We start from the raw sequence: 22,570 nt of genomic DNA, 5'->3' as shown, positions 1-22,570 counted from the left end.
GGTCGGGGCTCCCTTGGCGGCGGGGTTGACTCGGGCTCGTGTGGGGCTGCCTGCCGGGTTCCGCCCCGCGGTAAGGGGTGGGAAACTGCGGCGGTGACTACTCCTGCCGCCGCGCGCGGTCGCCTCACCCCCTCCGTCCGCGTCCCGCTCCCGGCCGGGAGGTGTGGCGCGTGACGGCGTCCCTCGGTACGGAGCGCACCGCCGCGCCGGTCACGGCCGCGGACGTGCCCCGGCTGCGACGGCGGATCACCGGGGTGCTGATCGCCAGTCAGATGCTGGGCGGCCTCGGCGTGCCCATCAGCATCGCCCTGGCCCCGGTCCTGGCCACCGAGGTCAGTGGCACGGAGTCCCTGTCCGGCTTCGCCTCCACCGCCGCCGTCATCGGCACCGCCCTGGTCTCGCTGCCGCTGGCCGCCTTCATGACGGCGCGGGGCCGCCGGGCCGGGCTGGTCCTGGGGTACGCCATCGGCACCTGCGGGGCCCTCCTCGTGGTGCTGGCCGCCTCGGTCAAGAGCTTCCCGCTGCTGATGCTGGGCATGGCCTGCTTCGGCGCCGCCTCGTCCGCCAATCTCCAGGCCCGCTTCGCCGCTGCGGACCTCGCCGACCCGGACCGCCGCGCGCGGGCGATCTCCGTGGTCGTCTGGGCCTCCACGATCGGGGCGGTCGCCGGGCCGAACCTCTCCGCCCCGGCCGCCGCCGGCTTCGCCGGCACCTCCATACCCCGGACGGCGGGCCCCTTCCTGTGGGCCGCCGTCGTCTTCGTGCTCACCGGGACGCTGCTCGCCGTCTTCCTGCGGCCCGACCCGCTGCTGACGGCGCGTGCGCTGTCGGCGCCGACCGCGCTGCCCGCGGCGGGCCGCTCGCTGCGCGCCGGGCTCGCCGCCGTCAAGGCCACGCCGCGGGCCCGTCTCGCCCTGCTCACCGTCGCGGTGTCCCACACCACCATGGTCTCGATCATGGTGATGACACCGATGGACCTCGGGCACCACGGAGCCGGGCTGAAACTGGTGGGGCTCGTCATCAGCGGCCACATCGCCGGCATGTTCGCCTTCTCGCCGGTCATGGGGTGGCTCTCGGACCGGCTCGGGCGGCTGTCCGTGATCGGTCTCGGGGCCGGGCTGCTGTCGCTCGCCGCGCTGCTCGCGGGCACGGCGGGCGACCGCCACGGGCAGAGCGCACTCGGGTTGTTCCTGCTCGGACTGGGCTGGTCCGCCGGGATGGTGTCCGGCTCGGCGCTGCTGACCGACTCGGTGCCGCAGGCCGCCCGGGCCGCCGTACAGGGCCTGAGCGACCTCACGATGAACACCGCAGCGGGCGTGGGCGGCGCCGCGGCCGGTCTGGTCATGTCCCGGGCCGGCTACGGCTGGCTCAACGCGATCGGCGCCGCGCTGCTGCTGCCGATGGCGGCGCTGGCCCTGTTCACCGCCCGCCGCCACCCCGGGCCCGTGAAGACGGGGGCGCGGGCGGACGCGTAGGCCCCGTACCGTCCGGACCGCGGCGCTCGCGGCGCCCGGCCGGTGGAGCGGCGGCGCTCAGCAGTTGATGTGGTACGCCTTGCGCAGCGTCTCGTGGACGGTCCAGGTCGTCTTGTCGCCCTCGCGGAGCACACAGGCGGAGCCGGGGCCCACCTCCAGGGTCGCCCCGCCCTCGATCTCGATGGTGGCGCGTCCGCTGACCACCACGAACAGCTCGTCGGCCTCGGTGTCGGTGACCACTCCGGGGGTGATCTGCCAGATGCCGCGGATCTGCGAGCCGTCCTCGGCCTCCCACAGCACCTTGCCGGTCACCACCGGTTCGCCCGCGACGATCCGGGCCGGATCCAGCTCCTCCGTCTCCAGTTCGGCATCCGGGACGTCCGGTACGGAGACGGCGAGGGAGGCGGGGCGGGCGCTGTGATCACTGGTGCTCATGGGGCGCAAGCGTAAGGCCGGTGTAGGGCCTGCGGGGTGGCCAGAGCGTCCAGCGCGGGCGCGTGGAACGCGTCATCCTGTCCAGGGAGCGGGTACGGGCGCGGGTGGGGCGCCGGCCCCGCGTTTGGCGGCGGCGCTCCCGTGCCATGGATGGGGACATGTCACAGCAGAGAGCAGCCGCATCCCCGTCCGGAGTCCCGGTCCTGTCCGAAGAGGTAGGCGAGGCGCTCGCCGGGGGCCGTCCGGTCGTCGCACTGGAGTCGACGATCATCGCCCACGGCCTGCCCCGGCCCCGCAATCTGGCGGTGGGCCTGGAGCTGGAGGCACTGGTCCGCGCGGAGGGCGCGGTCCCGGCGACGGTCGCGGTCCTGGACGGAGTGGCGTACGCGGGCCTCGACAAGGCCGCGTTGGAGCGGATCGCGAGCGGCGACGGCGTGCGCAAGCTCGGTCACCGGGACCTGGCGCCCGCCCTCGCGACGGGCGCGACCGGGGCGACGACGGTGTCGGCGACGGCCTTCCTGGCCGCGCGGGCGGGACTGCGGGTCTTCGCCACGGGCGGGCTGGGCGGCGTACACCGGGACTGGACCCGGAGCCAGGACGAGTCGGCGGACCTGTCGCTGCTGGCCCGCACGCGCCTGACGGTGGTGTGCGCGGGGGTGAAGTCGATCCTGGACGTCCCGGCCACCCTGGAGCGGCTGGAGACCCTGGGCGTGGGGGTGCTCGGGTACGGGACGGACCGATTTCCCGGCTTCTACCTGGCCAGTTCCGGCGAGCCGGTGGACTGGACGGTTACCAGTCCGGAAGAGGTGGCGGAGGTGATGGCCGGCCAGGACGCCCTCGGCGGCCCGGAGTCCGCGCTGCTGGTGGCGAATCCGGTGGCGGAGGCGGAACAGTTGGATCCGGAACTCCACGACCGGGTGCTGGCCGAGGCCCTCGCGGAATGTCGGGAGCGGGGGCTCACGGGGCAGGCGGTGACCCCGTTCCTGCTGGGGTTCCTGGTGCGGGCGACGGGCGGGGCATCGTTGGAGGCGAACCTGGCGGCGGTACGGGGCAACGTGCGGCTCGGCGCGCGGATCGCGCGGGCGTGGGCGGCGCGGGCATGACCGGGGCACGGTTAACCACCGGGCCGGGCCCGGCCGCCGGACCGTGCCCGGCCTCCGGACCGGGCCCGGTCGGGGCGCTGCTGGTCGTCGGGGATGTGGTGACGGACGTGGTCGCGGTGTATCGGGAACCCCTGGCCCCGGCCACCGACACGGCGGCCCGCATCCGGACCCTGCCCGGCGGCGCCGGGGCGAACGCGGCCTGTTGGGCGGCCCGCACGGGCCCGGCGGAAGTACGCCTCCTCGCGCGGGTGGGCGTGGAATCGGCAGGCTGGCACGAGCGGGCGCTGGTCGACGCCGGGGTGCGGCCGAAGCTGGTGATCGACCGGGAGGAGCCGACGGGGACGGTGGTGGCGCTGGTCGGCAAGGACGCGGAGCGCACGTTCCTGACCGACAGTGGGGCCTCCCTGCGGCTGTCCCCCGACGACTGGGCGCCCGCCCTGCTGGACGGGGCCGCGCACCTGCACCTGTCGGGGTACCTGTTCTTCGCCGACTCCAGCCGGGACCTGGCCCTGATCGCGCTGCGGGCGGCGCGCGCCCGGGGGGTGCCGGTGAGCGTCGACCCGGCCTCGGCGGGGTTCCTCGCCGCGCTGGGGCCGGAGCGCTTCCTGGCCGCCGTGGCGAGGGCGGACGTACTCCTGCCCAACGAGGACGAGGCCGGGCTGCTGGCCGGCCTGCCGGAGTCGGCCGGGGTGGCGCGCGCGGCGGTGGAGCTGAGCCGGCGGGTACCGCTGGTGGTGGTCACACGGGGGGCGGCGGGGGCGCTGGTCGCCGAAGCGGGCCGGATCACCGCCGAGGTGGCGGCGGAGGCCGCCGAAGCGGTGGATTCCACGGGCGCCGGGGACGCTTTCACGGGTGGCTTCCTCGCGGCCCGGTTGGCCGGCGCCGACCCCGCGGCGGCCGCCCGCGCGGGTTGCCGCGCCGCGGCCGTGGCGGTCACCCGGCCGGGCGGCCGGCCCTGATCCGTCAGACACCTCTGGCGCTCACACCGTGTACTCCTCCTGCCCGAGGGTCTCGATCGCGCCCGATTTGCCGACGTCGTAGTGGAACACCAGGCCCTTGTCCGGGTGGGCGATGAGCCACTCGGTGAGCTCGTGGAGGGTGATCGGCTTGCTCACGGTGCTCGCGACGATGGGGGTGACGGCGGTGATCTTGGCGTCCTCGGCGATCGGGATGAAGGTCTCCTCGCCGACCGTGTCGAAGTGGGCGCCGCCGCCCGGGCCGGGGCAGCCCCAGTGGCCGTGCTTGACGATCAGGCTGGAGAAGCCGCCTTCGGGGGTGTAGCGGTAGACGGCGATCTCGTTCGGCGAGATCGCCGCCTTGGCGGTGCAGCCGGGCGCGGGGGCCGACGGCGCGGCCTTTTCGGGCATGCCGGCGGACGCGGTGGTGGACGCGGACGCGGCCGGTGTCGACTTCGGCGTCGGCTTCGCGGGCGCCGCCGGCGGACCGCCGACCGGGGCCGAGGACGGGGCCGAGGACGGCGCGGGGGTCGCGCTCGGGGTGCCGCCGGGCGTCGAGCCGGCGGCTCCCGCGTCCGTGTCACCGTTGCAGCCCGTCAGGGCCAGGGTGGCGCACAGGGCCAGTGCGGCCAGTGCCGCTGCCTTGGGACCTCTGCTCATTGCCGTCTCCCTCTGCCAAGGCGCCGGATGTGGCACCCGTTGAAGCGTCCCGGTCAACGTAGCGATGGCTATCGGCCACCACGATGGCCTGATCCGGTTCGTCGCCGTGCGGGGATCGGGCTGTTGCGGAGTGCGGACGTCCGTGACGGTGCGGGAGGGCGCGGGAGGGCCGCCGTCAGCCGGCCTGCCCGCGGATGCCGGTCCACGCCGGGTGGCGCGGGTCGTCGGCCTGCACCAGCGCGTCGGCGATCGAAGCGGGATCGGTCTCGGCCTCGTAGCGCGCGAAGGCGGGCAGGGTCCAGCGCGCGGACTCCTCGGTGCGGCGGGCCAGCGCCCCCGCGGAGAGGCGGATGTGCACGCTGAGGTCGAAGGGGAACCAGTGGCCCAGCAGCAGCGGCCCGTGCACGATCAGCACCGCGCCCGGTGGCAGTTCGATGTACGGGCTGCGCGTGGCCCGGTCGGTCACGGGGTCCCACAGGTCGGGCAGTACCCGCCCGGTACCGCCCGGGTCGGTCGGACCCAGCACCTCGCGCCACAGGGCGGCCGTGTCGTACCAGCCGCCGAGGTACGCGTCCACGTCCTCACGGCCGTACTCGAAACGCAGGGACGCGGGGCGCAGGAAGCCGTCGGCGGCCACCACGAGGACCGGGCGGCCGTGCGAGCGCAGGGCGTCGGCGAGGTGCTCGGCCGCCGCCGCGGTGTCGGCGGCGGGCGCGCCGTCGATGCCGACCCGCTGCCAACCCGCCTCACCCTCGGGTGATTCGCGTGCGTCGAGGTGGTCGGCGAGCCGCTCGGCCAGCCGCTGCCAGGTGATCGGTTCCCACTGCACGAGCCCATTGTCGGGGGTGGCCCGTGGCGTCCGGGCGGGCGGGGAGGTACGCCGACTGCGCCCATGCCCGGCGGCGGGCAGCGGGCAGCGGGCAGCGGGCAGCGGGCAGCGGGCAGCGGGCAGCGGGCAGCGGGATGGCACGAGGGGTTCTCGTCAGCCGTCGTGGCCGGGGCAGCCGCAGTGCGTGGCGGTGGGCGGGGCCGGGGTCGACACCGACCAGGGTGCGTCCTCGGCCAGGGAACAGGTCACCTGGAGCACGACCGGTTCGGTGCCGAGATTGCGGCCGAGGTGGATGTGGTCGATCCCCGGGGGCTCCACGAAGGTGGTCCCGGCCGGATGCACTTCGACCGTGTCGTCGTGCAGGACGCGGGTCAGGGTCCCGCACTTGACCACCGCCATCAGCGGTACGTCGTGGTAGTGCCATCCCGTGCACTCCCCGGGGGCTATGACGATCTCCCGACCGATGAGATCCGATGCCCCGGTCGGTCTCGGACGCCGTACCGTCGCCTGCCCGCCACCACCCATGTGCCCCTCCTTCGTGGGCTGAAAAATGACCCATCCGAGTGACGTTAGGCGGACATGATGACGTCCCGAGTGAATTGATGAAAGGCCAACAACCCATCCCCGCAAGGTGATATAAGCGCCGATCGGCGGTATCACTCCGTCATGAGTCTCGTCGTCTTCGAGTCGCCGAAGCCCGTCCATTGCGCCGAGTGCCGGCGGGGGCCGCAGCGGCTCCTCGTCCGCGAGGCGGGCGTCCCCCGTTGTCTCGACTGCGCCGACCTCGGACACCTGGTGTACCTGCCGCGCGGGGACGCGGCGCTCACCCGGCGGGCCCGGGAGGCCAGTTCGCTGTCCGCCGTCGTGGTCCGTCTCCACAAGCGGCGACACCGCTACGAACGGCAGGGGCTGCTGGTGGAGGAGGCGGCATTGGCCCGCGCGGAACGGGCCTGTCTCGCCGACGCCGACGCACGGGCCCGGCGCCGGGCCCGGGACCGGCTGCGGCGCGCGGCCGAGGACACCCGGTTCACGGCGGCCTTCGCCGCGGAGATCCTGCGGCTGTTCCCCGGGTGCCCCGCCGACCGTGCGCAGGCGATCGCCGCGCACGCCTCCCTGCGGGGCAGCGGCCGGGTGGGACGCACGGCCGCCGGCCGCGCCCTCGACGAACAGGCGGTGTCGGTGGCGGTCCGGGCCGCCGTGCGCCACCTGGACACCGAGTACGACGCGCTGCTGATGGCGGGCGTCCCCCGCTTCACGGCCCGGGCCCGGCTGGCACCGCGGATCGACGCGATCCTCGACGCCTGGCGCGCCTCCCGGCCGGAACCCGCTGCCGGGCCGGTCCTCTCGGACCGGGCGGGTTGAGGACCCGGAGGACCGGTCCGGGCCCGCCGGATCGGGGGGGCGGGGCCGGGGGGGCGGGGCCGGGGGCTGCGACTGCGGGCCCGCCGACCCCGAGCCGCCGGGCTACTGACCGACGCGGAAGCGGCGGTAGAGCAGGACTCCGCCGAGGAGGAGCGCCCCGCCGCCGGGCAGCAGGTACCCGACGGCGTCCGCGCCGGTGTGGGCCAGCGCGCCGGCGGCAGGCTGCGGGGCCGGCGGGGTGACCGGCCGGGAGGTGACGGGCGGTACGGGGGCGGGCGGCCGGACCGGCTCGGCGGGCCCGCCTCCGTTGACGGAGGTGTTGCCGGTGGCTCCGTTGCCCACCCCGACGACACCCACCGAGTTGCCGCTGATGTTCAACGGCAGGTCGACGGGAAGCTGGATGCCGTTGCCGGACAGCACCCCCGGCGAATCCTTTCCGCTCCCATGGGCCACGGCTCCCGAACCGTTGGCCGCCCCGGGTTTCGAGGGATGTGAGGACGGGCCGGGCTGCGATGGCCTCGATCCCGGACGGCTACCGCCGCCCCCGGGCGCGTCGTTCACGCAGCGGTTGCCGGCGGCGGAGTTGAGCACCCCCACGACGCTCACCGTGTTGCCGCACACGTTCACCGGCGTGTGCACGGGCAGCTGCACCAGGTTCCCGGAGAGCAGCCCCGGCGACTGCGACGCGGCGCCGCCCGCGTCCGCATCGGCATAGGCGAAGCCGCTCATTCCCGCGACCGCCACGCCACCTCCCGCGACCACCGCCGCGATCAAGCCGTTCCGTCGACTGTGACGCATCAGTTTCCCTGCCTTCCGGAGGAGTTCACGGGCGACTCACCCGCACCGGAGACAACGGCGTAGGCCCATTCGAGTTATAGAGCCGGTACGTATTTCACTCCATCGTGTACTGGGTAACCCGTACTGAATGACCGCGGGGAACCGGGCTCATTTCCGCAACGCGGTGACCGGGTCCGGGGAGGGCGTGCCGGTGGGCCACCAGTCCTCCTCGTCCGACCTGGACTCGTACGCGTACCAGAGGCCCCGGCGGCCCAGCCGGAGCTGCCGGCTGCGTGCGCTGAGGCGGTTGCGGTCCGGTCGGAAGGAGCCCTGGCCCGCCGCGATCAGAGCGGGCCGGGCCCGGTCGAAGGGACCCGCCGGGGGGTCCCAGGGCTCTTCGAGGACGGTCAGGGCCTCCAGGCCTCCCTGGCGCCAGGCCGCCGCGCCCCGCGCGAGGTCGGTCGTGGTACGCCCGGTGGCGCGGGCCAGGTCCCGGTAGAGGGCGCGGGCGGGCCCGGTGAGGCCGGCCGTGGGGTGCGCGGACGCCAACCGGACGGCGTCCTGCCAGAGCGTGAGCCCCGCGAGGGGGTCCTCGCCGGTCCGCAGCAGCGCCAGCGCCCGGGCGGCGGCGTCCGACGCGAGCTGGTCCAGCACCAGCGGGTCCGGCGCCGCCGGGTCCGACGGATACGCCGGCGGCAGACCCACGGCGCCGGGCACCCCCCACGGGGCCGGCAACGGAGGCAGCGCGGTCCGGGCCAGCGCCGCGCGGGCCGCGACCCCGGGGAACTCGGGCTCGGCGTCGGGCCGTTCGCGGGCGGCGTGGGCGGCGTTGCGCCGGGCCAGCTCCGCCAACAGCTCCCGCTCCCCGCGTCCGCGCAGGAGCAGCAGCACGAACGGGTCCTCGTCCAGGAGCCGGGCCGCCCGGTAACAGAGCGCCGCGGCGTGCTTGCAGGGCGGGCGGCCCACGTCCGGGCAGGAACAGCGGGGGGCCAGTTCCCCCGCGCCCGGCAGGACCGTATCCGCGAGGGACCGCGGTACCTCCCCCTCCAACAGTCCGGCCAGCGCCGCCGGATCGGCCGCCACCGCCTCCAGTACGTCACCCCACTCGGCGTCCGCGAAGGCCGGCAGCGCCAGCTCGGTGCGGTACGGGCGGGCCCGGCTGCCCCGCACGTACGCCACGATCCGACCCGGGGTGATCGTCACCGCGTCGACATGGCCCTCCGCCGCGTACGCCCGCCCGCGGGCCAGCCGGGCCGCGTCGTGCGAGCGCTCCTCCAGGGCGGCCACCCAGGCCCGCCCCCACCACGTCTCGGCTTCGACACCGGGCGGCACGGTCTCGAAGGTCCGACGGCGGTCGTCCCGGGCGGTGATCACGCGGGCCTCCGCAGCGAGACGAGGTCGGCCAGTTCGCGGTCGGTCAGCTCCGTCAGGGCGGACTCGCCCGAGCCGAGGACGGCATCGGCCAGGGCTCGCTTCGCCTCCAGCATCTCGGCGATCCGGTCCTCGACGGTGCCCTCCGCGATGATCCGGTGGACCTGCACGGGCTGTGTCTGCCCGATCCGGTAGGCCCGGTCGGTGGCCTGTTCCTCGACGGCGGGATTCCACCAGCGGTCGAAGTGGATGACGTGTCCGGCCCGGGTCAGGTTGAGGCCGGTGCCCGCCGCTTTCAAGGACAGCAGGAACACGGGGACTTCGCCGGCCTGGAAGCGGTCGACGAGCCGCTCCCGGGCGGCGACGGGCGTCCCCCCGTGCAGGAGCTGATGGGGGACCCCCCGGGCGGCGAGGTGCCGCTCGATGATGCGGGCCATCGTCACGTACTGGGTGAACACCAGCACCGAACCGCCCTCGGACAGGATCGTGTCGAGCAGCTCGTCGAGCAGGGCCAGCTTGCCGGAGCGGTGCGCGATGCGCGGCTGCCCCTCCCGTATGCCGCGCCGGTCCCCCGCATGGTGCCGACCCACGCCGTGCCGACCCACGCCGTGCCGACCCACGCCGTGCTCAGCCAAGCCGTACTCAGCCGAGCCGTGCTCAGCCGAGCCGTACTCACCCAAGCTGTACTCACCCAAGAACTGAGCCGGGTGGTTGCAGATCTGCTTGAGCGAGGTGAGCAGCTTCATGATCATGCCGCGTCGTTCGATGCCCTCGCTCGACTCGATCACCGCCATCGCCTCCTCCACCGCCGCCTGGTACAGCGACGCCTGCTCGCGGGTGAGGGACACCGGGTGGTCGGTCTCCGTCTTGGGCGGCAGCTCGGGGGCGATCCCCGGATCGGACTTCTTGCGGCGCAGCAGGAACGGGCGGACCAGGGCCGCCAGTCGGGCGACGGCCTCCTCGTTGCCGCCGTCCTCCTCCGTCTGGTGCTCCACCGGACGGGCATGGCGGGCCCGGAATGTGGTCAGCGGGCCCAACAGACCGGGCGTGGTCCAGTCGAGCAGCGCCCACAGCTCGGACAGGTTGTTCTCCACCGGGGTGCCGGTCAGCGCCACCCGGGCCGGGGTCGGGATGGTGCGCAGCGCCTTCGCCGTCGCGGAGTGCGGGTTCTTGACGTGCTGGGCCTCGTCCGCGACGACCATGCCCCAGCTCTGCTCCGCCAACTTCGCGGCACTGGCCCGCATGGTCCCGTACGTGGTGAGGACGAACCCGCCGGGCAGGCCCTCCAGACTGCGGCTGCCCCCGTGGAAGCGGCGCACCGGGGTCCCCGGCGCGAACTTCTCGATCTCCCGCTGCCAGTTGCCCAGCAGTGACGCCGGGCACACGACCAGCGTCGGCTCGGGTCGGTCCCGGTGCAGGTGCAGCGCGATCAGGGTGACGGTCTTGCCCAGCCCCATGTCGTCGGCGAGGCAGGCGCCGAGGCCGAGGGAGGTCATCAGGTCCAACCAGGCCAGGCCCCGGGCCTGGTAGTCGCGCAAGGTCGCCCGCAACGCGGCTGGTTGCGCCAGGGGTACCGGCTCGCCCGTGAGCCGCTCGCGCAGCGCGGCCAGCGCGCCGACCGGAACCGCTTGCACCGGCTCGCCGTCGACCTCGGCCGTCCCGGTCAGTACGGTGGCCAGCGCGTCCACCGGGTCCAGCAGCCCCAACTGGCGCTTGCGGGCCTTGCGCACCAGCTCGGGGTCGACCCGCACCCACTGGTCGCGCAGCCGCACCACGGGCCGGTGCGCCTGCGCCAGCGCGTCCATCTCCCCCGGGGTGAGCCGGTCGCCGCCCAGCGCCAGCTCCCAGGAGAAGGAGAAGAGGTTCCGCGCGTCGAAGAAGGCGGTGCCCTCGATCGCGGATCCGGGCGCGGTCGAGCGTACGACGGCGGTCGCCGACAGCGTACGGGCCAACTCGCGCGGCCAGTGGACCGTGACCCCGGCCGCCGCCAGCCGGGTCCCGGCCACCCCCAGCAGGTCGTCCAGCTCGGGATCGGACAGCGCCAGTGCGTCGGGGACGGGCTGGTCCGGCAGGCGCAGCAGCGGCGGCCACACCCGCGCGGCCCGGCGCAGCGCCAGCACGGCGTCGATGCGGGCGCGCGGGCCGAACCCGGCGGCCGCGGTTCCCGCCCAGAGCTGCTCCGCGTCGGTGACCAGCGTCGGGTCGGCGAGGCTGTGCACCTGGACGACGGCGGCCCCGGCGCGGCGGACGTCCTCGGGCTCGGCCTCGTCGAAGAGGCGGAAGGAGGACAGGTCCAGTCGCAGGGAGATCCCCACCCCGGTGTCCGCCCCGGCCGCGACCTGCGCGGCCCATTCCGCCATCCCGGGCACCCGTTGCGGTTCCCGAGCCGCGAAGGGCCGCCCGGCGGCCACCGGCGCGGCCGGGGTGCGGGGCAGGCCGTCCGCGACGGCGTCGAGGAACGCCCTTACCAGGGCCTCCGGTTCGGGTAGCCGGAGCGGGCGGCGACCGGCGAGCGGGGTGGCGTACCCCTCGGGGGGCAGCGCGGCGGCGATCGCGCGCAGGTGGGCGACGTCCTGCGCGTCGAGCGGGCCGGCGCGCCAGGCGTCGATGCCGTCGGGGGTCAGGCCCGGCAGCAGCCGCCCGCGCGCGACCAGCGCGAGCGCCTGCACGGCGGCGGTACCCCACGCGCGGGTGGCGGGGTGGGCGGCGCGGCTGCGGGCCGCCCGGACCAGCAGCGGCAGCGCGGCGCTCACCGACAGGCTGACGGAGGCGACCGTACGGGTACGGACACCTTCGCCGTGCGGCCGCACGACCGCGAGCGGGGCCGCCTTACCGGCCTCGGGAAGCGCGTCCCCCTCGGGGCACCAGAACGCCACCCGCCCCTCGCGGGGGACGGCCGCGGGGAGGAACACGGCGGCGTGCCGCAGCAGCGCCTCCGGCGCGGTCGCCGCCGGTTCCCCCGGCCGCGCGTACGCCCGGGGTGCCGGTGTCGCGGTACTCACAGTGCCCTCCCTCCGGGTCGGTTCGCCTGGTTCTCTTCTGCCGCCGAGTCTAGGCGGGCCCACCGACAACGGCCCTGACCTGCGTTTTCACCGATCCGCGCGGCCCGGTGAGACGGCCCCCGTCGGCTTCCCGTGTCCCGATTCCGCCCTGATCCGCTCCCCGCCGTCCGCCTCCCTACCGGTCCGCGCGGCGGGTGGGACGATGGAACCGAGGACTACGGTGATCCGAGGCGATGGTCATGCGAACCGGAAACGAGCCGGTGACCGCCCGCAGTCCGCTGCGGCTGCGGCTCTGGCTCAGCTTGTGGGGGCTGCTCTGGGCGGCGGGCGGGGCGGCCGTCTTCGCGCTGGCCGGCCGGCCCGGGTGGGCGGCCGCCTGCGGGGCGCTCGCCGTGCTGGCGGCGGTGGACCTGATCGTGGTGGTCCACCACATCCGCCAGGGCCCGCACTACCAGCCCGGCCGCGACGTGCCCCCGTACGAGCCCCCGCGCTCCCGCTGAAGGGCGGCGCCGCCGGCGTCGGCCGACGGCCTAATCCTCGAAGCGCGCCGCGGCCAGGTACTCGGGCTGCGGGTCGAGCGCGGCGGCCAGCCGGAAGTGCTTGCGGGCCTGCGCGCGCCGCCCGGACCGCTCATGGGTCCGGGCGAGCGCGAAGTGCGCGTACGCGTTGTCCGGTTCCCGCTCCAGCACCAGCTCGAACTCCAGCGCGGCCGGGCGCAGTTGCGCGGCCGCGAAGAAGGCCCGGGCGCGCAGCAGCCGGGCCGCGGTGTTCTCGGGGTGGGCGGCTATCACCGAGTCGAGGAGTTTGACGGCGCCGCGCGGGTCGCGGGCGGCCAGGAGGCGCTCGGCGGCGCGGAAGTCGATGACGTACGTCTCCGGGCTGGTGGCGCCGGAGGGGCCCGGCGCGCCGGACGGGCCGGAGGGCCCGGACGACGGCGGCTGCGACGGAGGCGTGGTGTCGGACACGTTGTCTTACCTTCCCCCTGCGGGCGCCTTCACGCCCCTTCCGGCTCCGCCCGCGGGCCCCCTCAGCCCCGCTTGGGGGCGGCCCGCTCGGTCAGCGTTTCCCAGACCTTCCGGACCTGCGGTTCCAAAGCCTCCAGCGGCCCGTCGTTGTCGATCACGAGCGTCGCCACCGCCAGCCGCCGCTCCCGGGTGGCCTGCGCCGCCATCCGGGCCCGCGCCTCTTCCTCGGCCATGGCGCGCAGCCCGGTCAGGCGTGCCAGTTGGGTCTCCGGCGCCGCGTCCACCACCACGACCAGGTCGTACAGCGGGGCCAGGCCGTTCTCCGCGAGCAGTGGTACGTCGTGCACCACGATGGCGTCGGCGCCCGCCGCGGCTTCCAGCTCGGCGGACCGGGCCCCGACCAGCGGGTGCACGATCGCGTTGAGCGTCCGCAGTTTCTCCGGGTCGGAGAAGACGATCGCCCCCAGCTTCGGCCGGTCCAGCACCCCGTCCGCGGTGAGCACGGACTCCCCGAACGCCGCGACGACGGCCGCGAGCCCGGGCGTCCCGGGCTCCACGACCTCCCGCGCGATGCGGTCGGCGTCCACGACGACCGCCCCGTACCCCGCCAGCAGCCGCGACACTTCGCTCTTGCCGGCTCCGATTCCGCCCGTCAGGCCCACTTTCAGCATGCCCGGCAGCCTAGTGCTGTGGCCCGTGCGAACGCCGGCGGATCAGCCTTCGCCCTCGCGCTCCGCCAGGAACCGCTCGAACTCGCGCCCGAGCTCCTCGGCGGAAGGGATCTCCGCGGGCTCCGCGATCATGTTGCCGCGGCTCTCGGCCCCGGCCGCCGCGTCGTACTGGTGCTCCAGCCCCTGGACCAGGGCGACCAGCTCCTCGTCGCCCTCCCGGATCTGCCGGTCGATCTCCGTCTGCGTGCGGTGGGCCTCGGTGCGCAGGGCGTGCGCCACGGCCGGCAGGACGAGTCCCGTCGCCGCGGTGATCGCCTCCAGGACGGTCAGCGCCGCGTCCGGGTACGGGGAGCGGGCGACGTAGTGCGGTACGTGGGCGGCGACGCCGAGTACGTCGTGCCCGGCCTGGCCGAGCCGGAACTCGACCAGCGACTCCGCGCTGCCCGGCACCTGCGCCTCGTCGAACGGGCTGCGGTGCCCGGGCATCAGGTCGGTGCGGTTGCCGTGCGGGGTGATGCCCACGGGGCGGGTGTGCGGGACGCCCATCGGGATTCCGTGGAAGTTGACCGAGAGCCGCACGCCCAGGCGCTCGACGATCTGCCGGACGGCGACCGCGAAGCGCTCCCATTCCACGTCCGGCTCGGGGCCGGACAGCAGCAGGAACGGCGCGCCGGTGGCGTCCTGCACGAGGCGGACCTCCAGCTTGGGCTCCTCGAAGTCCGTCCAGTGGTCGCGCTGGAAGGTCAGCAGCGGGCGCCGGGCCCGGTAGTCCACGAGCCGGTCGGCGTCGAAGCGCGCCACGACCTGGTGGGGCAGGGTGTCCAGGAGCCGCTCGACGATCTGCTCGCCGGCCTCACCCGCGTCGATGTACCCCTCCAGGTGGTAGAGCATGACCAGCCCGGCCGAGTCCTGGGCGAGCGCCAGGTCGGCCACCGCCAGGCCCTTGGCGTCCCATTCGTACAAACCCTGTGGATCAAGCACCGCCACCACTCCTCCTCGCCGCGTTCTCTGCAAGAACGCCCAAGGGGGCGTCGCCATTCCCCAGTTGGCCGCTTTCACAGGAATCAACCCCCCGGGCCCGGGAACGCGGTAAGGCCCGCCCCCCGAAGGGGACGGGCCTTACCGTTCGGCTCAGCTCACTCGCGCGCCGGGGCGCGGAGCGTGGCGCGCTGCTGCGATCAGCTCTGGCCGCCGGCCAGCTTCTCGCGGAGCGCGGCGAGGGCCTCGTCCGACGCCAGGGCGCCGGAGGTCTCGTCCGAACCCTCGGAGGAGTAGGAGCCACCCGAGATGTTGCCCGCACCGGCGTTGCCACCGGCGGCCGGGGCGGCAGCGCCCTCGGCGGCAGCGGCCTCGTCGGCCTCGCGGCTCTTGATGACCTGCGCCTGGTGCTGCTCGAAGCGGACCTGCGCCTCGGCGTACTGGCGCTCCCACGTCTCGCGCTGGGTCTCGTAGCCCTCGAGCCAGTCGTTGGTCTCGGGGTCGAAGCCCTCGGGGTAGATGTAGTTGCCCTGGTCGTCGTAGGACGCGGCCATGCCGTACAGGGTCGGGTCGAACTCGACCGACGCCGGGTCGGCACCGAAGGACTCGTTGGCCTGCTTGAGGGACAGCGAGATCCGGCGACGCTCGAGGTCGATGTCGATGACCTTGACGAAGATCTCGTCGTTGACCTGGACGACCTGCTCCGGGATCTCCACGTGGCGCTCGGCCAGCTCGGAGATGTGGACCAGACCCTCGATGCCCTCGTCCACGCGGACGAACGCACCGAACGGGACGAGCTTGGTGACCTTACCCGGGACGACCTGACCGATCTGGTGGGTCCGGGCGAACTGCTGCCACGGGTCCTCCTGCGTCGCCTTCAGCGACAGGGAGACACGCTCGCGGTCCATGTCGACGTCGAGGACCTCGACGGTGACTTCCTGACCGACCTCGACAACCTCGGAGGGGTGGTCGATGTGCTTCCAGGACAGCTCGGAGACGTGCACGAGACCGTCGACGCCACCCAGGTCCACGAAGGCACCGAAGTTGACGATCGAGGAGACGACGCCGGAGCGGACCTGACCCTTCTGCAGGGTGGTGAGGAACGTCTGGCGAACCTCGGACTGGGTCTGCTCGAGCCAGGCACGGCGGGACAGGACCACGTTGTTGCGGTTCTTGTCCAGCTCGATGATCTTCGCCTCGAGCTCCTTGCCCACGTAGGGCTGGAGGTCGCGGACGCGACGCATCTCGACGAGGGAGGCCGGCAGGAAGCCGCGGAGGCCGATGTCGAGGATGAGACCACCCTTGACGACCTCGATGACGGTACCGGTGACGATGCCGTCTTCTTCCTTGATCTTCTCGATCGTGCCCCAGGCACGCTCGTACTGAGCGCGCTTCTTGGACAGGATCAGACGGCCTTCCTTGTCCTCCTTCTGGAGAACCAGGGCCTCGATCTCGTCGCCGACCTTGACGACCTCGTTCGGGTCGACGTCGTGCTTGATCGAGAGCTCGCGGCTCGGGATCACGCCCTCGGTCTTGTAACCGATGTCGAGGAGAACCTCGTCCCGGTCCACCTTGACGATGACGCCGTCGACGATGTCGCCGTCGTTGAAGTACTTGATCGTCTCGTCGATCGCCGCGAGGAACGCGTCCGCGTCGCCGATGTCGTTGACCGCTACCTGCGGAGGGGTGGTGGCGGTGGTCTCGGTGCTGCTCGTCATGTGGGAAAGGGCTCCGGTTACGGACAGAAAGTCGTAGGTACTGCTACGCCGGGAGCCCTTATCGGCAACTGCCGAAGCCGGACAGCCAAGGAAGCCCCTTTCCGCGAGAGCGGGGAGGGCCTCGAAAACCGAGGGGACATCAACAGAAGCAAGCGCAGCCTGCTAGGTCTGAGGAGCACAGGCTCGCAGCGCAACTTGTAGCATACGGGGGCAGCCGGACAGGGTCAATGCGCGAAGGCGCACACCCCGGGCACATCGCCGCATTACCGGCACAAATCGCCGACGCGGAAGGCCCGATGGCCCTCGCCCCCCACTTCTCGCAGACTACGACGACGGGCCCCATGAACAAAGAGGACTATCTCCCCGAAGACGCGTTCGAAATCGCCGCCGCCGACACGGTCGCCGAGGGCGACGAGGGCGACGAGGGTGACGACGGCGCCGAGGCGACCCGCCGCGAGGCGGGCGAGGCCGAGAGCAGCCGGGCGAGCCGGGGCTGGTGGGACCGCAACGCCGACGAGTACCAGAGCGAGCACGGCGCGTTCCTGGGCGACGACCGCTTCGTCTGGGGGCCCGAGGGCCTGGACGAGGAGCAGGCGGCCCTCCTGGGCCCGGCCGCCTCGCTCCAGGGCAAGGACGTCCTGGAGATCGGGGCCGGCGCGGCCCAGTGCTCGCGCTGGCTGGCCGCCCGGGGCGCCCGCCCGGTCGCGCTCGACCTCTCGCACCGCCAGCTCCAGCACGCCCTGCGCATCGGCGATGACGTCCCGCTCGTGGAGGCCGACGCCGGCCGGCTGCCCTTCCGCGACGCCTCCTTCGACCTGGCGTGCTCCGCCTACGGTGCCGTCCCCTTCGTGTCCGACCCGGTGAACGTCATGCGCGAGGTCCACCGCGTGCTGCGCCCCGGCGGCCGCTGGGTCTTCTCCGTCACCCACCCCATCCGCTGGGCCTTCCCCGACGAGCCCGGCCCGGAGGGGCTGTCCGTCGCCGCCTCCTACTTCGACCGGACGCCGTACGTGGAGCAGGACGAGCAGGGCCGCGCGGTGTACGTGGAACACCACCGCACCCTCGGGGACCGGGTCCGGGACGTGGTCGCGGGCGGGTTCCGCCTGGTGGACCTGGTCGAGCCGGAGTGGCCGGCCTGGAACAGCCAGGAGTGGGGCGGCTGGTCCCCGCTGCGCGGCAACCTGATCCCCGGCACCGCGATCTTCGTGTGCGAGAGGGACTGAGCCCTTGATCCGCACCACCGACCTCGACGCCCTCCCGGTACGGGAGGCCGTGCCCGCCCTCGTCTCGGCACTGGACGCACACGGCGCGGCCGTGCTGTGCGCACCGCCCGGGACGGGCAAGACCACGCTGGTGCCACTGGTGCTGGCGGGACTGGTGGGAGGCGGCGAGCGGCGCCGGGTCGTGGTGGCCGAGCCCCGGCGGATCGCCGCCCGGGCCGCCGCGCGCCGGATGGCGTGGCTCCTGGGCGAGACCGTCGGGGAGTCGGTCGGCTTCACCGTGCGGGGCGAGCGGACGGTCGGCCCGCGCACGACGGTGGAGGTGGTGACCACCGGGGTGCTGCTCCAGCGGCTCCAGCGCGACCAGGAGCTGACCGGCGTCGACGTGGTGATCCTGGACGAATGCCACGAGCGGCACCTCGACGCGGACACGGTCGCCGCCTTCCTCTTGGACGTACGCGCGACCCTCCGCCCGGAGCTGCGGCTGGTCGCGGCCTCCGCGACGACCGACACGGCCGGCTGGGCCCGGCTGCTGGGGGACGCGCCGGTGGTGGCGGCCGAGGGGGTCTCGTACCCGGTGGAGACGGTCTGGGCGCCCCCGGCGCGGCCGGTGCGGCCCCCGCACGGGACGCGGGTGGACCCGGCGCAGCTGGCGCACGTGGCGTCGGTGGTGCGGCGGGCGCTGGCGGAACGTTCCGGCGATGTGCTGTGCTTCCTGCCCGGAGTCGGCGAGCTCGCCCGGGTCGCCGGGCAGCTCGACGGCGTGGCCGCGGAGGTGCTCCAGGTCCACGGCCGGGCGCCGGCCCCGGTGCAGGAGGCCGTGCTGACGCGGGCCGCCCACCGCCGGGTGATCCTGGCGACGGCGGTCGCGGAGTCGAGCCTGACCGTGCCCGGCGTACGGGTGGTCGTGGACTCGGGACTGGCCCGCGAACCCCGCGTGGACCACGCGCGGGGGCTGGGCGCCCTGGCGACCGTACGGGCGTCCCGCGCGGCGGGCCGCCAGCGCGCCGGGCGGGCCGGGCGCGAGGCGCCGGGCACGGTGTACCGCTGCTGGTCCGAAGCCGAGGACGGGCGGTTGACGGCGTACCCGTCGCCGGAGATCCGGCTCGCGGACCTCTCTGCGTTCGCGCTCCAGGCCGCCTGCTGGGGCGATCCCGACGCGTCCGGGCTGGCCTTGCCGGACCCGCCGCCCGCCGGGGCGATGGCCGCCGCGCGGGAGGTCCTCACCGCGGTCGGCGCGGTGGACGGCGCCGGCCGGCCGACCCCGCGCGGGCTGCGCATGGCCCGGCTGGGACTGCACCCGCGACTGGCGCGGGCCCTGCTGGACGGCGCGGCGGCGCTGGGCGCGCGGCCGGCCGCGCAGTTGGTGGCGCTGCTGAGCGAGGAGCCACCGCGCGGGTACGGGGACGACCTGGCCGCCGCCTGGCGCGCGGCCCGGAGCGGTGGCGACGCCTACGCGGCGCGCTGGCGCGCGGAGACCCGCCGGCTGGAGCGCGCGGTGGGTGACGCCGCCCCGGACTCCCGCACCTCGCACGCCGACGGGACGCGGGCTCCGGGACGGAGCCCCGGCTCGCTCCCCGACGACGCCGCCGCCGGGCTCGTCGCCGCGCTGGCGTTTCCCGAGCGGGTGGCGAAGGCCAAGGGCGCCGGCGCCTTCCTCATGGCCTCCGGGACCGGAGCCGAGCTCGGCGAGGGGTCGCCGCTGCGCTCCGCGCCCTGGCTGGCGGTGGCCGTCGCCGACCGGGCCCCGCACTCCGCCTCCGCCCGGGTCCGGCTGGCCGCCGTCCTCGACGAGGATGGCGCCCGGACGGCCGCCGCGCACCTGCTGACCTCCGGCGCGGAGGTGCGCTGGGAGAGCGGGGACGTGGTGGCCCGGGCGGTGGAGCGGCTCGGGGCGATCGAGCTGGTCGCCCGGCCCCTGCGCGACCCCGACCCCGGGTCGGTCCGGGACGCGCTGCTCGACGGGCTGCGCGCCGAGGGGCTCGGCCTGCTGCGCTGGTCCCCGGACGCGCGGGCGCTGCGGGCCCGGCTGGGCTTCCTGCACCGCACCCTGGGCGGCGCGTGGCCCGACGTACAGGGCGACGGAGCGCTGCTGGAGCGCGCCGACGACTGGCTGGAGCCGGAGCTGTCGCGGGCCCGACGCCGGGCCGATCTCGCGCGGATCGACGCCGGCCAGGCCCTGAACCGACTGCTGCCCTGGACGACCGGCGAGGCCGCCCGTCTCGACGAGCTGGCCCCGGAGCGGATCGAGGTGCCCAGCGGTTCGCGGATCCGGGTCGACTACACGGCGGAGCACGGGCAGCCGGTGCTGGCCGTGAAGCTCCAGGAGCTGTTCGGGCTGGCCGAGACCCCGCGTGTGGCCGGGGTGCCCGTCCTCGTCCACCTGCTGTCCCCCGCCGGGCGGCCCGCGGCCGTCACGGCCGACCTGGCCTCCTTCTGGCAGGGCGGCTACCGCGCCGTCCGCGCGGAGCTGCGCGGACGCTACCCCAAGCACCCCTGGCCGGAGGACCCCGCCACCGCCGAGCCGACCCGGCACACCAACGCCCGGCTCAGACGGTGAGTTCCCCCGCCCGGCGCCGGCCGCGCGCTTCCAGCCACAGCGCGAGGGCCAGGAAGGCGAGCGCGCCGACCGCCAGACCGACGGGCGCGTAGGTGTGCAGGGCGAGGACTTTCACCCGGTTCGACCGCACCAGGTCCACGGTGTAAGCGGAGTAGTCCGGGCGGATCTTCACGTCGCCGGCGAAGACGGTCAGCCTGCCGTCGGGCGCGCCGGCCGCGATGCCGCCCCGCATCTCCTGCCGGATCCGCTGCTCGGCGTTGACGGGCGCGCCGGTCACCGGGTCGACCCAGAACATCGCCTTGACCGTGTACCAGAGGCTGGTTCCGGTGCTCGCCTCGAACGTCTTGGGGTCGATGCCCTCGATCGGCATCTTCTTCGGCAGGGGGACCTTCGTCCAGGGCACGGTCTGCTCGAAGTAGTAGACGTCCATGCCCTTGAACGTGCGCGGGCCGACGTAGTGGATGGGTGAGGAGCTGCGCGTCTGGGCGTCGAAGTAGAGGTAGTCGCGCGGCTCGGTGAAGAAGGGCCACTTGAACTCGATGCCCTCGCGCCTGACCGGGTCGCCGTCGACCATCTCGCCGGTGGCGTGCACCGGGTCCTGGGTGTGGGCGTCGAAGATGTACCGCTCGGGGATCCGGGAGACCATCTTGCCGTCCGGGCCCATGATGTAGGACAGCGTGTCCCAGACGACGACGTCCTTGCCGGCGCTCGCCTCGATCTCCTTCGACGCCTCGACGTTGCCCTTGAGCGTCTGGACGATCGTGACCTTGTCGACCTTCTTCGGCTGCATGCCGGCCGTGTAGTCGAGGAGGGTCGCGTCCTTCGCCTCCAGGACCATCTCCTGGTACTGGTTCGGCGGGATCTTGGCGAGACGGGGGTACGCATACCAGCGCAGCAGCGGTGCGAGGGCTGCGCAGAACACGGCTACGGCAAGCAGGACGAGGCTCGCTCCGCGTCGCATGGCCGGGCCCTCCTCTACTTTCCGGGCGCGGCGGGCGCGGTGGTGAGCAGGGGCTTGGGGGAGGTCGTACCTTCGGGCACCCCGAGCGCCGTGACGGCGAGGACGAGGGCCAGCGCGGCGGCCAGCCCGATGGCGGCGGCGAGGAGTGCGCGCATGCCGGGCCTCCGGATCTGATGGGGTGTCAGGGAGGGGGCACCGTAGCAACGCGGGGCGGAGATGAGAACCGTTCGACTACGGGGTTTCGGACGGGCTCGGAAGGCTCGCGGTGGGTGTGGGGCTCGACTTCGGGGTGGCCTTGGCGGTGCGGGTGGGGGAAGGCTTCGGCGTCGTGCTGGAGGTGGGACTCGGGGTGGGCTTGGGCGTGGGCTTGGGGGTGGGCTTGGGGGTGGACGTCGGGCTGGGCGTCGGAGTCGGGGTGGGCTTGGGGGTCGGGGTCGGGGTCGGCGTGGGGCTGGGGGTGGGCGTGGGCTTCGGCGTCGGGGTCGGGGTCGGTGTGGGCGTCGGGGTGGGGCTGGGCGAAGGCGTGGGGGTCGGCTTGGAGGCCGGTGCAGAGGGGCTTTCGGTGCCCGTGCCGCTCCCCTTCGTACCGCCTTCGTCCGGGATCTCGTGCGTCCCGCCCAGGTAGTACGCGTACCAGGACCGGAGGGTCCTCAGGTACTCCCCGGACTGGTTGTACGACAGCACCGCCCGGTCGAGGTCGGCGCCCACCCGCAGGTCCCGGCCGCCCGCGCACAGGTAGCGACCGGCGGCCAGCGCCGCGTCGTACACGTTGTTCGGGTCCCGGCGGCCGTCGCCGTTGCCGTCCTGGCCCCACGCCGCCCAGGTGGAGGGGATGAACTGCATGGGCCCGACGGCCCGGTCGTGGCGGGTGTCGCCGTCGTACGCCCCGGCATCGGTGTCCGATATGTTCGCGAAGCCGTTGCCGTCGAGCACGGGGCCGAGGATCGGCCACAGCGTGGTCCCCGCGGCGTCCACCCGGCCGCCCCGCGCCTGCCCCGACTCGACCTTGCCGATCGCGGCGAGCAGCTGCCAGGGCAGTCCGCAGCCGGGGTCGGTGCCCGCGATCGTCCGCTCGGCGCGCCGGTACGCCGCGAGCACGCTCGCCGGTATCCCCCGCGCGCCCTGCACCCCGTCATCGAGGGCCACCTGCTCGGTGTGCGCCGGCCCGGCCGGCTCCGTGGGCGCGGCCGGTGCGGCCGACCCCTGGGCCGCCGGGCCCTGGGTCCGCCGCGGTTCGACGGGGGGCGGCAGTTCGGTGGAGTAGGCGGAGTCCCCGCCCCGGGACGTGGTCGCCGAGGGGGCCCCGCCCTCACCGGCGGCGACGGGCGCCCGGTCCTCGCTGCCCGAGGCCGGCCCCTGGGAGGCGCTCACGGCGGCCACCACCAGCGCGGACACCAGGGCGGCGGCGCCGCTCCGGCGCAGCCGACCGAACCGGGCCGATATTCGTCCCCGCATGAGCGTGACTCCTCCCCGTCGACGTCCGCGTGACCCTACGTCAACTGCCTGCACAAGGCACGTACAGGCGGG

21 protein-coding genes are annotated in these 22,570 nt (G+C 74.5%); 7 read left to right on the top strand and 14 right to left on the bottom strand.

Features of this window, described 5'->3' with window-relative positions; translation table 11 throughout:
- Positions 1–161: 161 nt before the first annotated feature.
- Positions 162–1,475, top strand: a complete 1,314-nt coding sequence (locus ACFVXJ_RS21280; protein ID WP_389663706.1) for an MFS transporter — start codon at positions 162–164, stop codon at positions 1,473–1,475.
- A gap of 57 nt (positions 1,476–1,532) precedes the next feature.
- On the opposite strand, the gene ACFVXJ_RS21275 is transcribed toward ACFVXJ_RS21280, so the two are convergent.
- The gene (locus tag ACFVXJ_RS21275; RefSeq protein WP_389663705.1) at positions 1,533–1,910 is read right to left on the bottom strand and encodes a cupin domain-containing protein; all 378 of its coding nucleotides are present in this window, start codon (positions 1,908–1,910) and stop codon (positions 1,533–1,535) included.
- A 158-nt stretch (positions 1,911–2,068) separates the two neighbouring features.
- Between ACFVXJ_RS21275 and ACFVXJ_RS21270 the strand changes: the two genes are divergently transcribed.
- Both ACFVXJ_RS21270 and ACFVXJ_RS21265 read left to right on the top strand, forming a co-directional pair.
- Positions 2,069–3,013, top strand: a complete 945-nt coding sequence (locus ACFVXJ_RS21270; RefSeq protein ID WP_389663704.1) for a pseudouridine-5'-phosphate glycosidase — start codon at positions 2,069–2,071, stop codon at positions 3,011–3,013.
- The gene (locus ACFVXJ_RS21265) at positions 3,010–3,972 is read left to right on the top strand and encodes a carbohydrate kinase family protein (RefSeq protein ID WP_389663703.1); all 963 of its coding nucleotides are present in this window, start codon (positions 3,010–3,012) and stop codon (positions 3,970–3,972) included. Before ACFVXJ_RS21270 ends, ACFVXJ_RS21265 begins: the two co-directional genes overlap by 4 nt.
- 21 nt (positions 3,973–3,993) lie before the next feature.
- Here ACFVXJ_RS21265 and ACFVXJ_RS21260 read toward each other — a convergent pair whose 3' ends face one another.
- The 3 genes from ACFVXJ_RS21260 to ACFVXJ_RS21250 form a co-directional block, all read right to left on the bottom strand.
- Positions 3,994–4,629: a hypothetical protein gene (locus tag ACFVXJ_RS21260; RefSeq protein WP_389663701.1), complete on the bottom strand. Its 636-nt coding sequence runs from the start codon at positions 4,627–4,629 to the stop codon at positions 3,994–3,996.
- Between the two features lie 175 nt (positions 4,630–4,804).
- On the bottom strand, positions 4,805–5,458 hold the full coding sequence (locus ACFVXJ_RS21255) for a uridine kinase (protein WP_389663700.1): 654 nt from the start codon (positions 5,456–5,458) through the stop codon (positions 4,805–4,807).
- 153 nt (positions 5,459–5,611) lie between these two features.
- A complete protein-coding gene (locus ACFVXJ_RS21250) occupies positions 5,612–5,983 on the bottom strand; it encodes a cupin domain-containing protein (RefSeq protein ID WP_389663698.1) in 372 nt (123 codons plus the stop codon).
- A 141-nt stretch (positions 5,984–6,124) separates the two neighbouring features.
- Here ACFVXJ_RS21250 and ACFVXJ_RS21245 point away from each other — a divergent pair, with 141 nt between their 5' ends.
- Positions 6,125–6,820, top strand: a complete 696-nt coding sequence (locus ACFVXJ_RS21245) for a DUF2293 domain-containing protein (protein WP_389663697.1) — start codon at positions 6,125–6,127, stop codon at positions 6,818–6,820.
- 102 nt (positions 6,821–6,922) lie between these two features.
- On the opposite strand, the gene ACFVXJ_RS21240 is transcribed toward ACFVXJ_RS21245, so the two are convergent.
- From ACFVXJ_RS21240 to ACFVXJ_RS21230, 3 genes are all read right to left on the bottom strand, one after another.
- Entirely contained in the window at positions 6,923–7,618 is a 696-nt protein-coding gene (locus ACFVXJ_RS21240; RefSeq protein WP_389663695.1) for a chaplin, read from the bottom strand.
- Positions 7,619–7,765: 147 nt separating this feature from the next.
- Positions 7,766–8,971, bottom strand: coding sequence for an SWIM zinc finger family protein (locus tag ACFVXJ_RS21235; protein ID WP_389663694.1), 1,206 nt, complete (start codon positions 8,969–8,971; stop codon positions 7,766–7,768).
- A complete protein-coding gene (locus tag ACFVXJ_RS21230; protein WP_389663692.1) occupies positions 8,968–11,970 on the bottom strand; it encodes an SNF2-related protein in 3,003 nt (1,000 codons plus the stop codon). Before ACFVXJ_RS21230 ends, ACFVXJ_RS21235 begins: the two co-directional genes overlap by 4 nt.
- Before the next feature lie 239 nt (positions 11,971–12,209).
- On the opposite strand from ACFVXJ_RS21230, the gene ACFVXJ_RS21225 reads away from it, so the two are divergent.
- Positions 12,210–12,470, top strand: a complete 261-nt coding sequence (locus tag ACFVXJ_RS21225; protein WP_389663691.1) for a DUF6343 family protein — start codon at positions 12,210–12,212, stop codon at positions 12,468–12,470.
- Positions 12,471–12,500: 30 nt separating this feature from the next.
- Here the strand turns inward: ACFVXJ_RS21225 and ACFVXJ_RS21220 are convergent, their stop codons facing one another.
- The 4 genes from ACFVXJ_RS21220 to rpsA form a co-directional block, all read right to left on the bottom strand.
- Positions 12,501–12,833, bottom strand: a complete 333-nt coding sequence (locus tag ACFVXJ_RS21220) for a tetratricopeptide repeat protein (RefSeq protein WP_389663913.1) — start codon at positions 12,831–12,833, stop codon at positions 12,501–12,503.
- Between the two features lie 164 nt (positions 12,834–12,997).
- Positions 12,998–13,606, bottom strand: coding sequence for a dephospho-CoA kinase (gene coaE, locus ACFVXJ_RS21215; protein WP_389663689.1), 609 nt, complete (start codon positions 13,604–13,606; stop codon positions 12,998–13,000).
- 42 nt (positions 13,607–13,648) lie between these two features.
- On the bottom strand, positions 13,649–14,587 hold the full coding sequence (locus ACFVXJ_RS21210; RefSeq protein WP_136217145.1) for a PAC2 family protein: 939 nt from the start codon (positions 14,585–14,587) through the stop codon (positions 13,649–13,651).
- A gap of 197 nt (positions 14,588–14,784) precedes the next feature.
- The gene (rpsA, locus tag ACFVXJ_RS21205; protein WP_329194365.1) at positions 14,785–16,302 is read right to left on the bottom strand and encodes a 30S ribosomal protein S1; all 1,518 of its coding nucleotides are present in this window, start codon (positions 16,300–16,302) and stop codon (positions 14,785–14,787) included.
- 296 nt (positions 16,303–16,598) lie between these two features.
- Here rpsA and ACFVXJ_RS21200 point away from each other — a divergent pair, with 296 nt between their 5' ends.
- Positions 16,599–17,525: a class I SAM-dependent methyltransferase gene (locus ACFVXJ_RS21200; protein ID WP_389663687.1), complete on the top strand. Its 927-nt coding sequence runs from the start codon at positions 16,599–16,601 to the stop codon at positions 17,523–17,525.
- Between the two features lie 4 nt (positions 17,526–17,529).
- Positions 17,530–20,082 (top strand): ATP-dependent helicase HrpB, encoded by a 2,553-nt coding sequence (gene hrpB / locus ACFVXJ_RS21195; RefSeq protein ID WP_389663685.1) that lies wholly within the window; start codon positions 17,530–17,532, stop codon positions 20,080–20,082.
- Here hrpB and ACFVXJ_RS21190 read toward each other — a convergent pair.
- The 3 genes from ACFVXJ_RS21190 to ACFVXJ_RS21180 form a co-directional block, all read right to left on the bottom strand.
- Positions 20,072–21,043, bottom strand: a complete 972-nt coding sequence (locus ACFVXJ_RS21190; protein ID WP_389663683.1) for a DUF3068 domain-containing protein — start codon at positions 21,041–21,043, stop codon at positions 20,072–20,074. The two genes, hrpB and ACFVXJ_RS21190, sit on opposite strands and share 11 nt — an antisense overlap.
- Before the next feature lie 14 nt (positions 21,044–21,057).
- On the bottom strand, positions 21,058–21,198 hold the full coding sequence (locus ACFVXJ_RS21185; protein ID WP_361313605.1) for an SPW_0924 family protein: 141 nt from the start codon (positions 21,196–21,198) through the stop codon (positions 21,058–21,060).
- A 76-nt stretch (positions 21,199–21,274) separates the two neighbouring features.
- Positions 21,275–22,498, bottom strand: coding sequence for a lytic transglycosylase domain-containing protein (locus ACFVXJ_RS21180; protein ID WP_389663681.1), 1,224 nt, complete (start codon positions 22,496–22,498; stop codon positions 21,275–21,277).
- Between the last annotated feature and the right edge of the window lie 72 nt (positions 22,499–22,570).

The organism is Streptomyces sp. NPDC058279 (assembly GCF_042881255.1).
Lineage (GTDB): Bacteria > Actinomycetota > Actinomycetes > Streptomycetales > Streptomycetaceae > Streptomyces.
This window is presented reverse-complemented; position numbering and strand designations above follow the sequence as displayed.

Excerpts from the sequence above, each read along its gene's own strand:
- ACFVXJ_RS21275 (WP_389663705.1), bottom strand. The coding sequence starts at position 1,910 with ATGAGCACCAGTGATCACAGCGCCCGCCCCGCCTCCCTCGCCGTCTCC.
- ACFVXJ_RS21270 (WP_389663704.1), top strand. The coding sequence starts at position 2,069 with ATGTCACAGCAGAGAGCAGCCGCATCCCCGTCCGGAGTCCCGGTCCTG.
- ACFVXJ_RS21265 (WP_389663703.1), top strand. The coding sequence starts at position 3,010 with ATGACCGGGGCACGGTTAACCACCGGGCCGGGCCCGGCCGCCGGACCG.
- ACFVXJ_RS21260 (WP_389663701.1), bottom strand. The coding sequence starts at position 4,629 with ATGAGCAGAGGTCCCAAGGCAGCGGCACTGGCCGCACTGGCCCTGTGC.
- ACFVXJ_RS21250 (WP_389663698.1), bottom strand. The coding sequence starts at position 5,983 with ATGGGTGGTGGCGGGCAGGCGACGGTACGGCGTCCGAGACCGACCGGG.
- ACFVXJ_RS21245 (WP_389663697.1), top strand. The coding sequence starts at position 6,125 with ATGAGTCTCGTCGTCTTCGAGTCGCCGAAGCCCGTCCATTGCGCCGAG.
- ACFVXJ_RS21240 (WP_389663695.1), bottom strand. The coding sequence starts at position 7,618 with ATGCGTCACAGTCGACGGAACGGCTTGATCGCGGCGGTGGTCGCGGGA.
- ACFVXJ_RS21225 (WP_389663691.1), top strand. The coding sequence starts at position 12,210 with ATGCGAACCGGAAACGAGCCGGTGACCGCCCGCAGTCCGCTGCGGCTG.
- coaE (WP_389663689.1), bottom strand. The coding sequence starts at position 13,606 with ATGCTGAAAGTGGGCCTGACGGGCGGAATCGGAGCCGGCAAGAGCGAA.
- rpsA (WP_329194365.1), bottom strand. The coding sequence starts at position 16,302 with ATGACGAGCAGCACCGAGACCACCGCCACCACCCCTCCGCAGGTAGCG.
- ACFVXJ_RS21200 (WP_389663687.1), top strand. The coding sequence starts at position 16,599 with ATGGCCCTCGCCCCCCACTTCTCGCAGACTACGACGACGGGCCCCATG.
- ACFVXJ_RS21190 (WP_389663683.1), bottom strand. The coding sequence starts at position 21,043 with ATGCGACGCGGAGCGAGCCTCGTCCTGCTTGCCGTAGCCGTGTTCTGC.
- ACFVXJ_RS21185 (WP_361313605.1), bottom strand. The coding sequence starts at position 21,198 with ATGCGCGCACTCCTCGCCGCCGCCATCGGGCTGGCCGCCGCGCTGGCC.
- ACFVXJ_RS21180 (WP_389663681.1), bottom strand. The coding sequence starts at position 22,498 with ATGCGGGGACGAATATCGGCCCGGTTCGGTCGGCTGCGCCGGAGCGGC.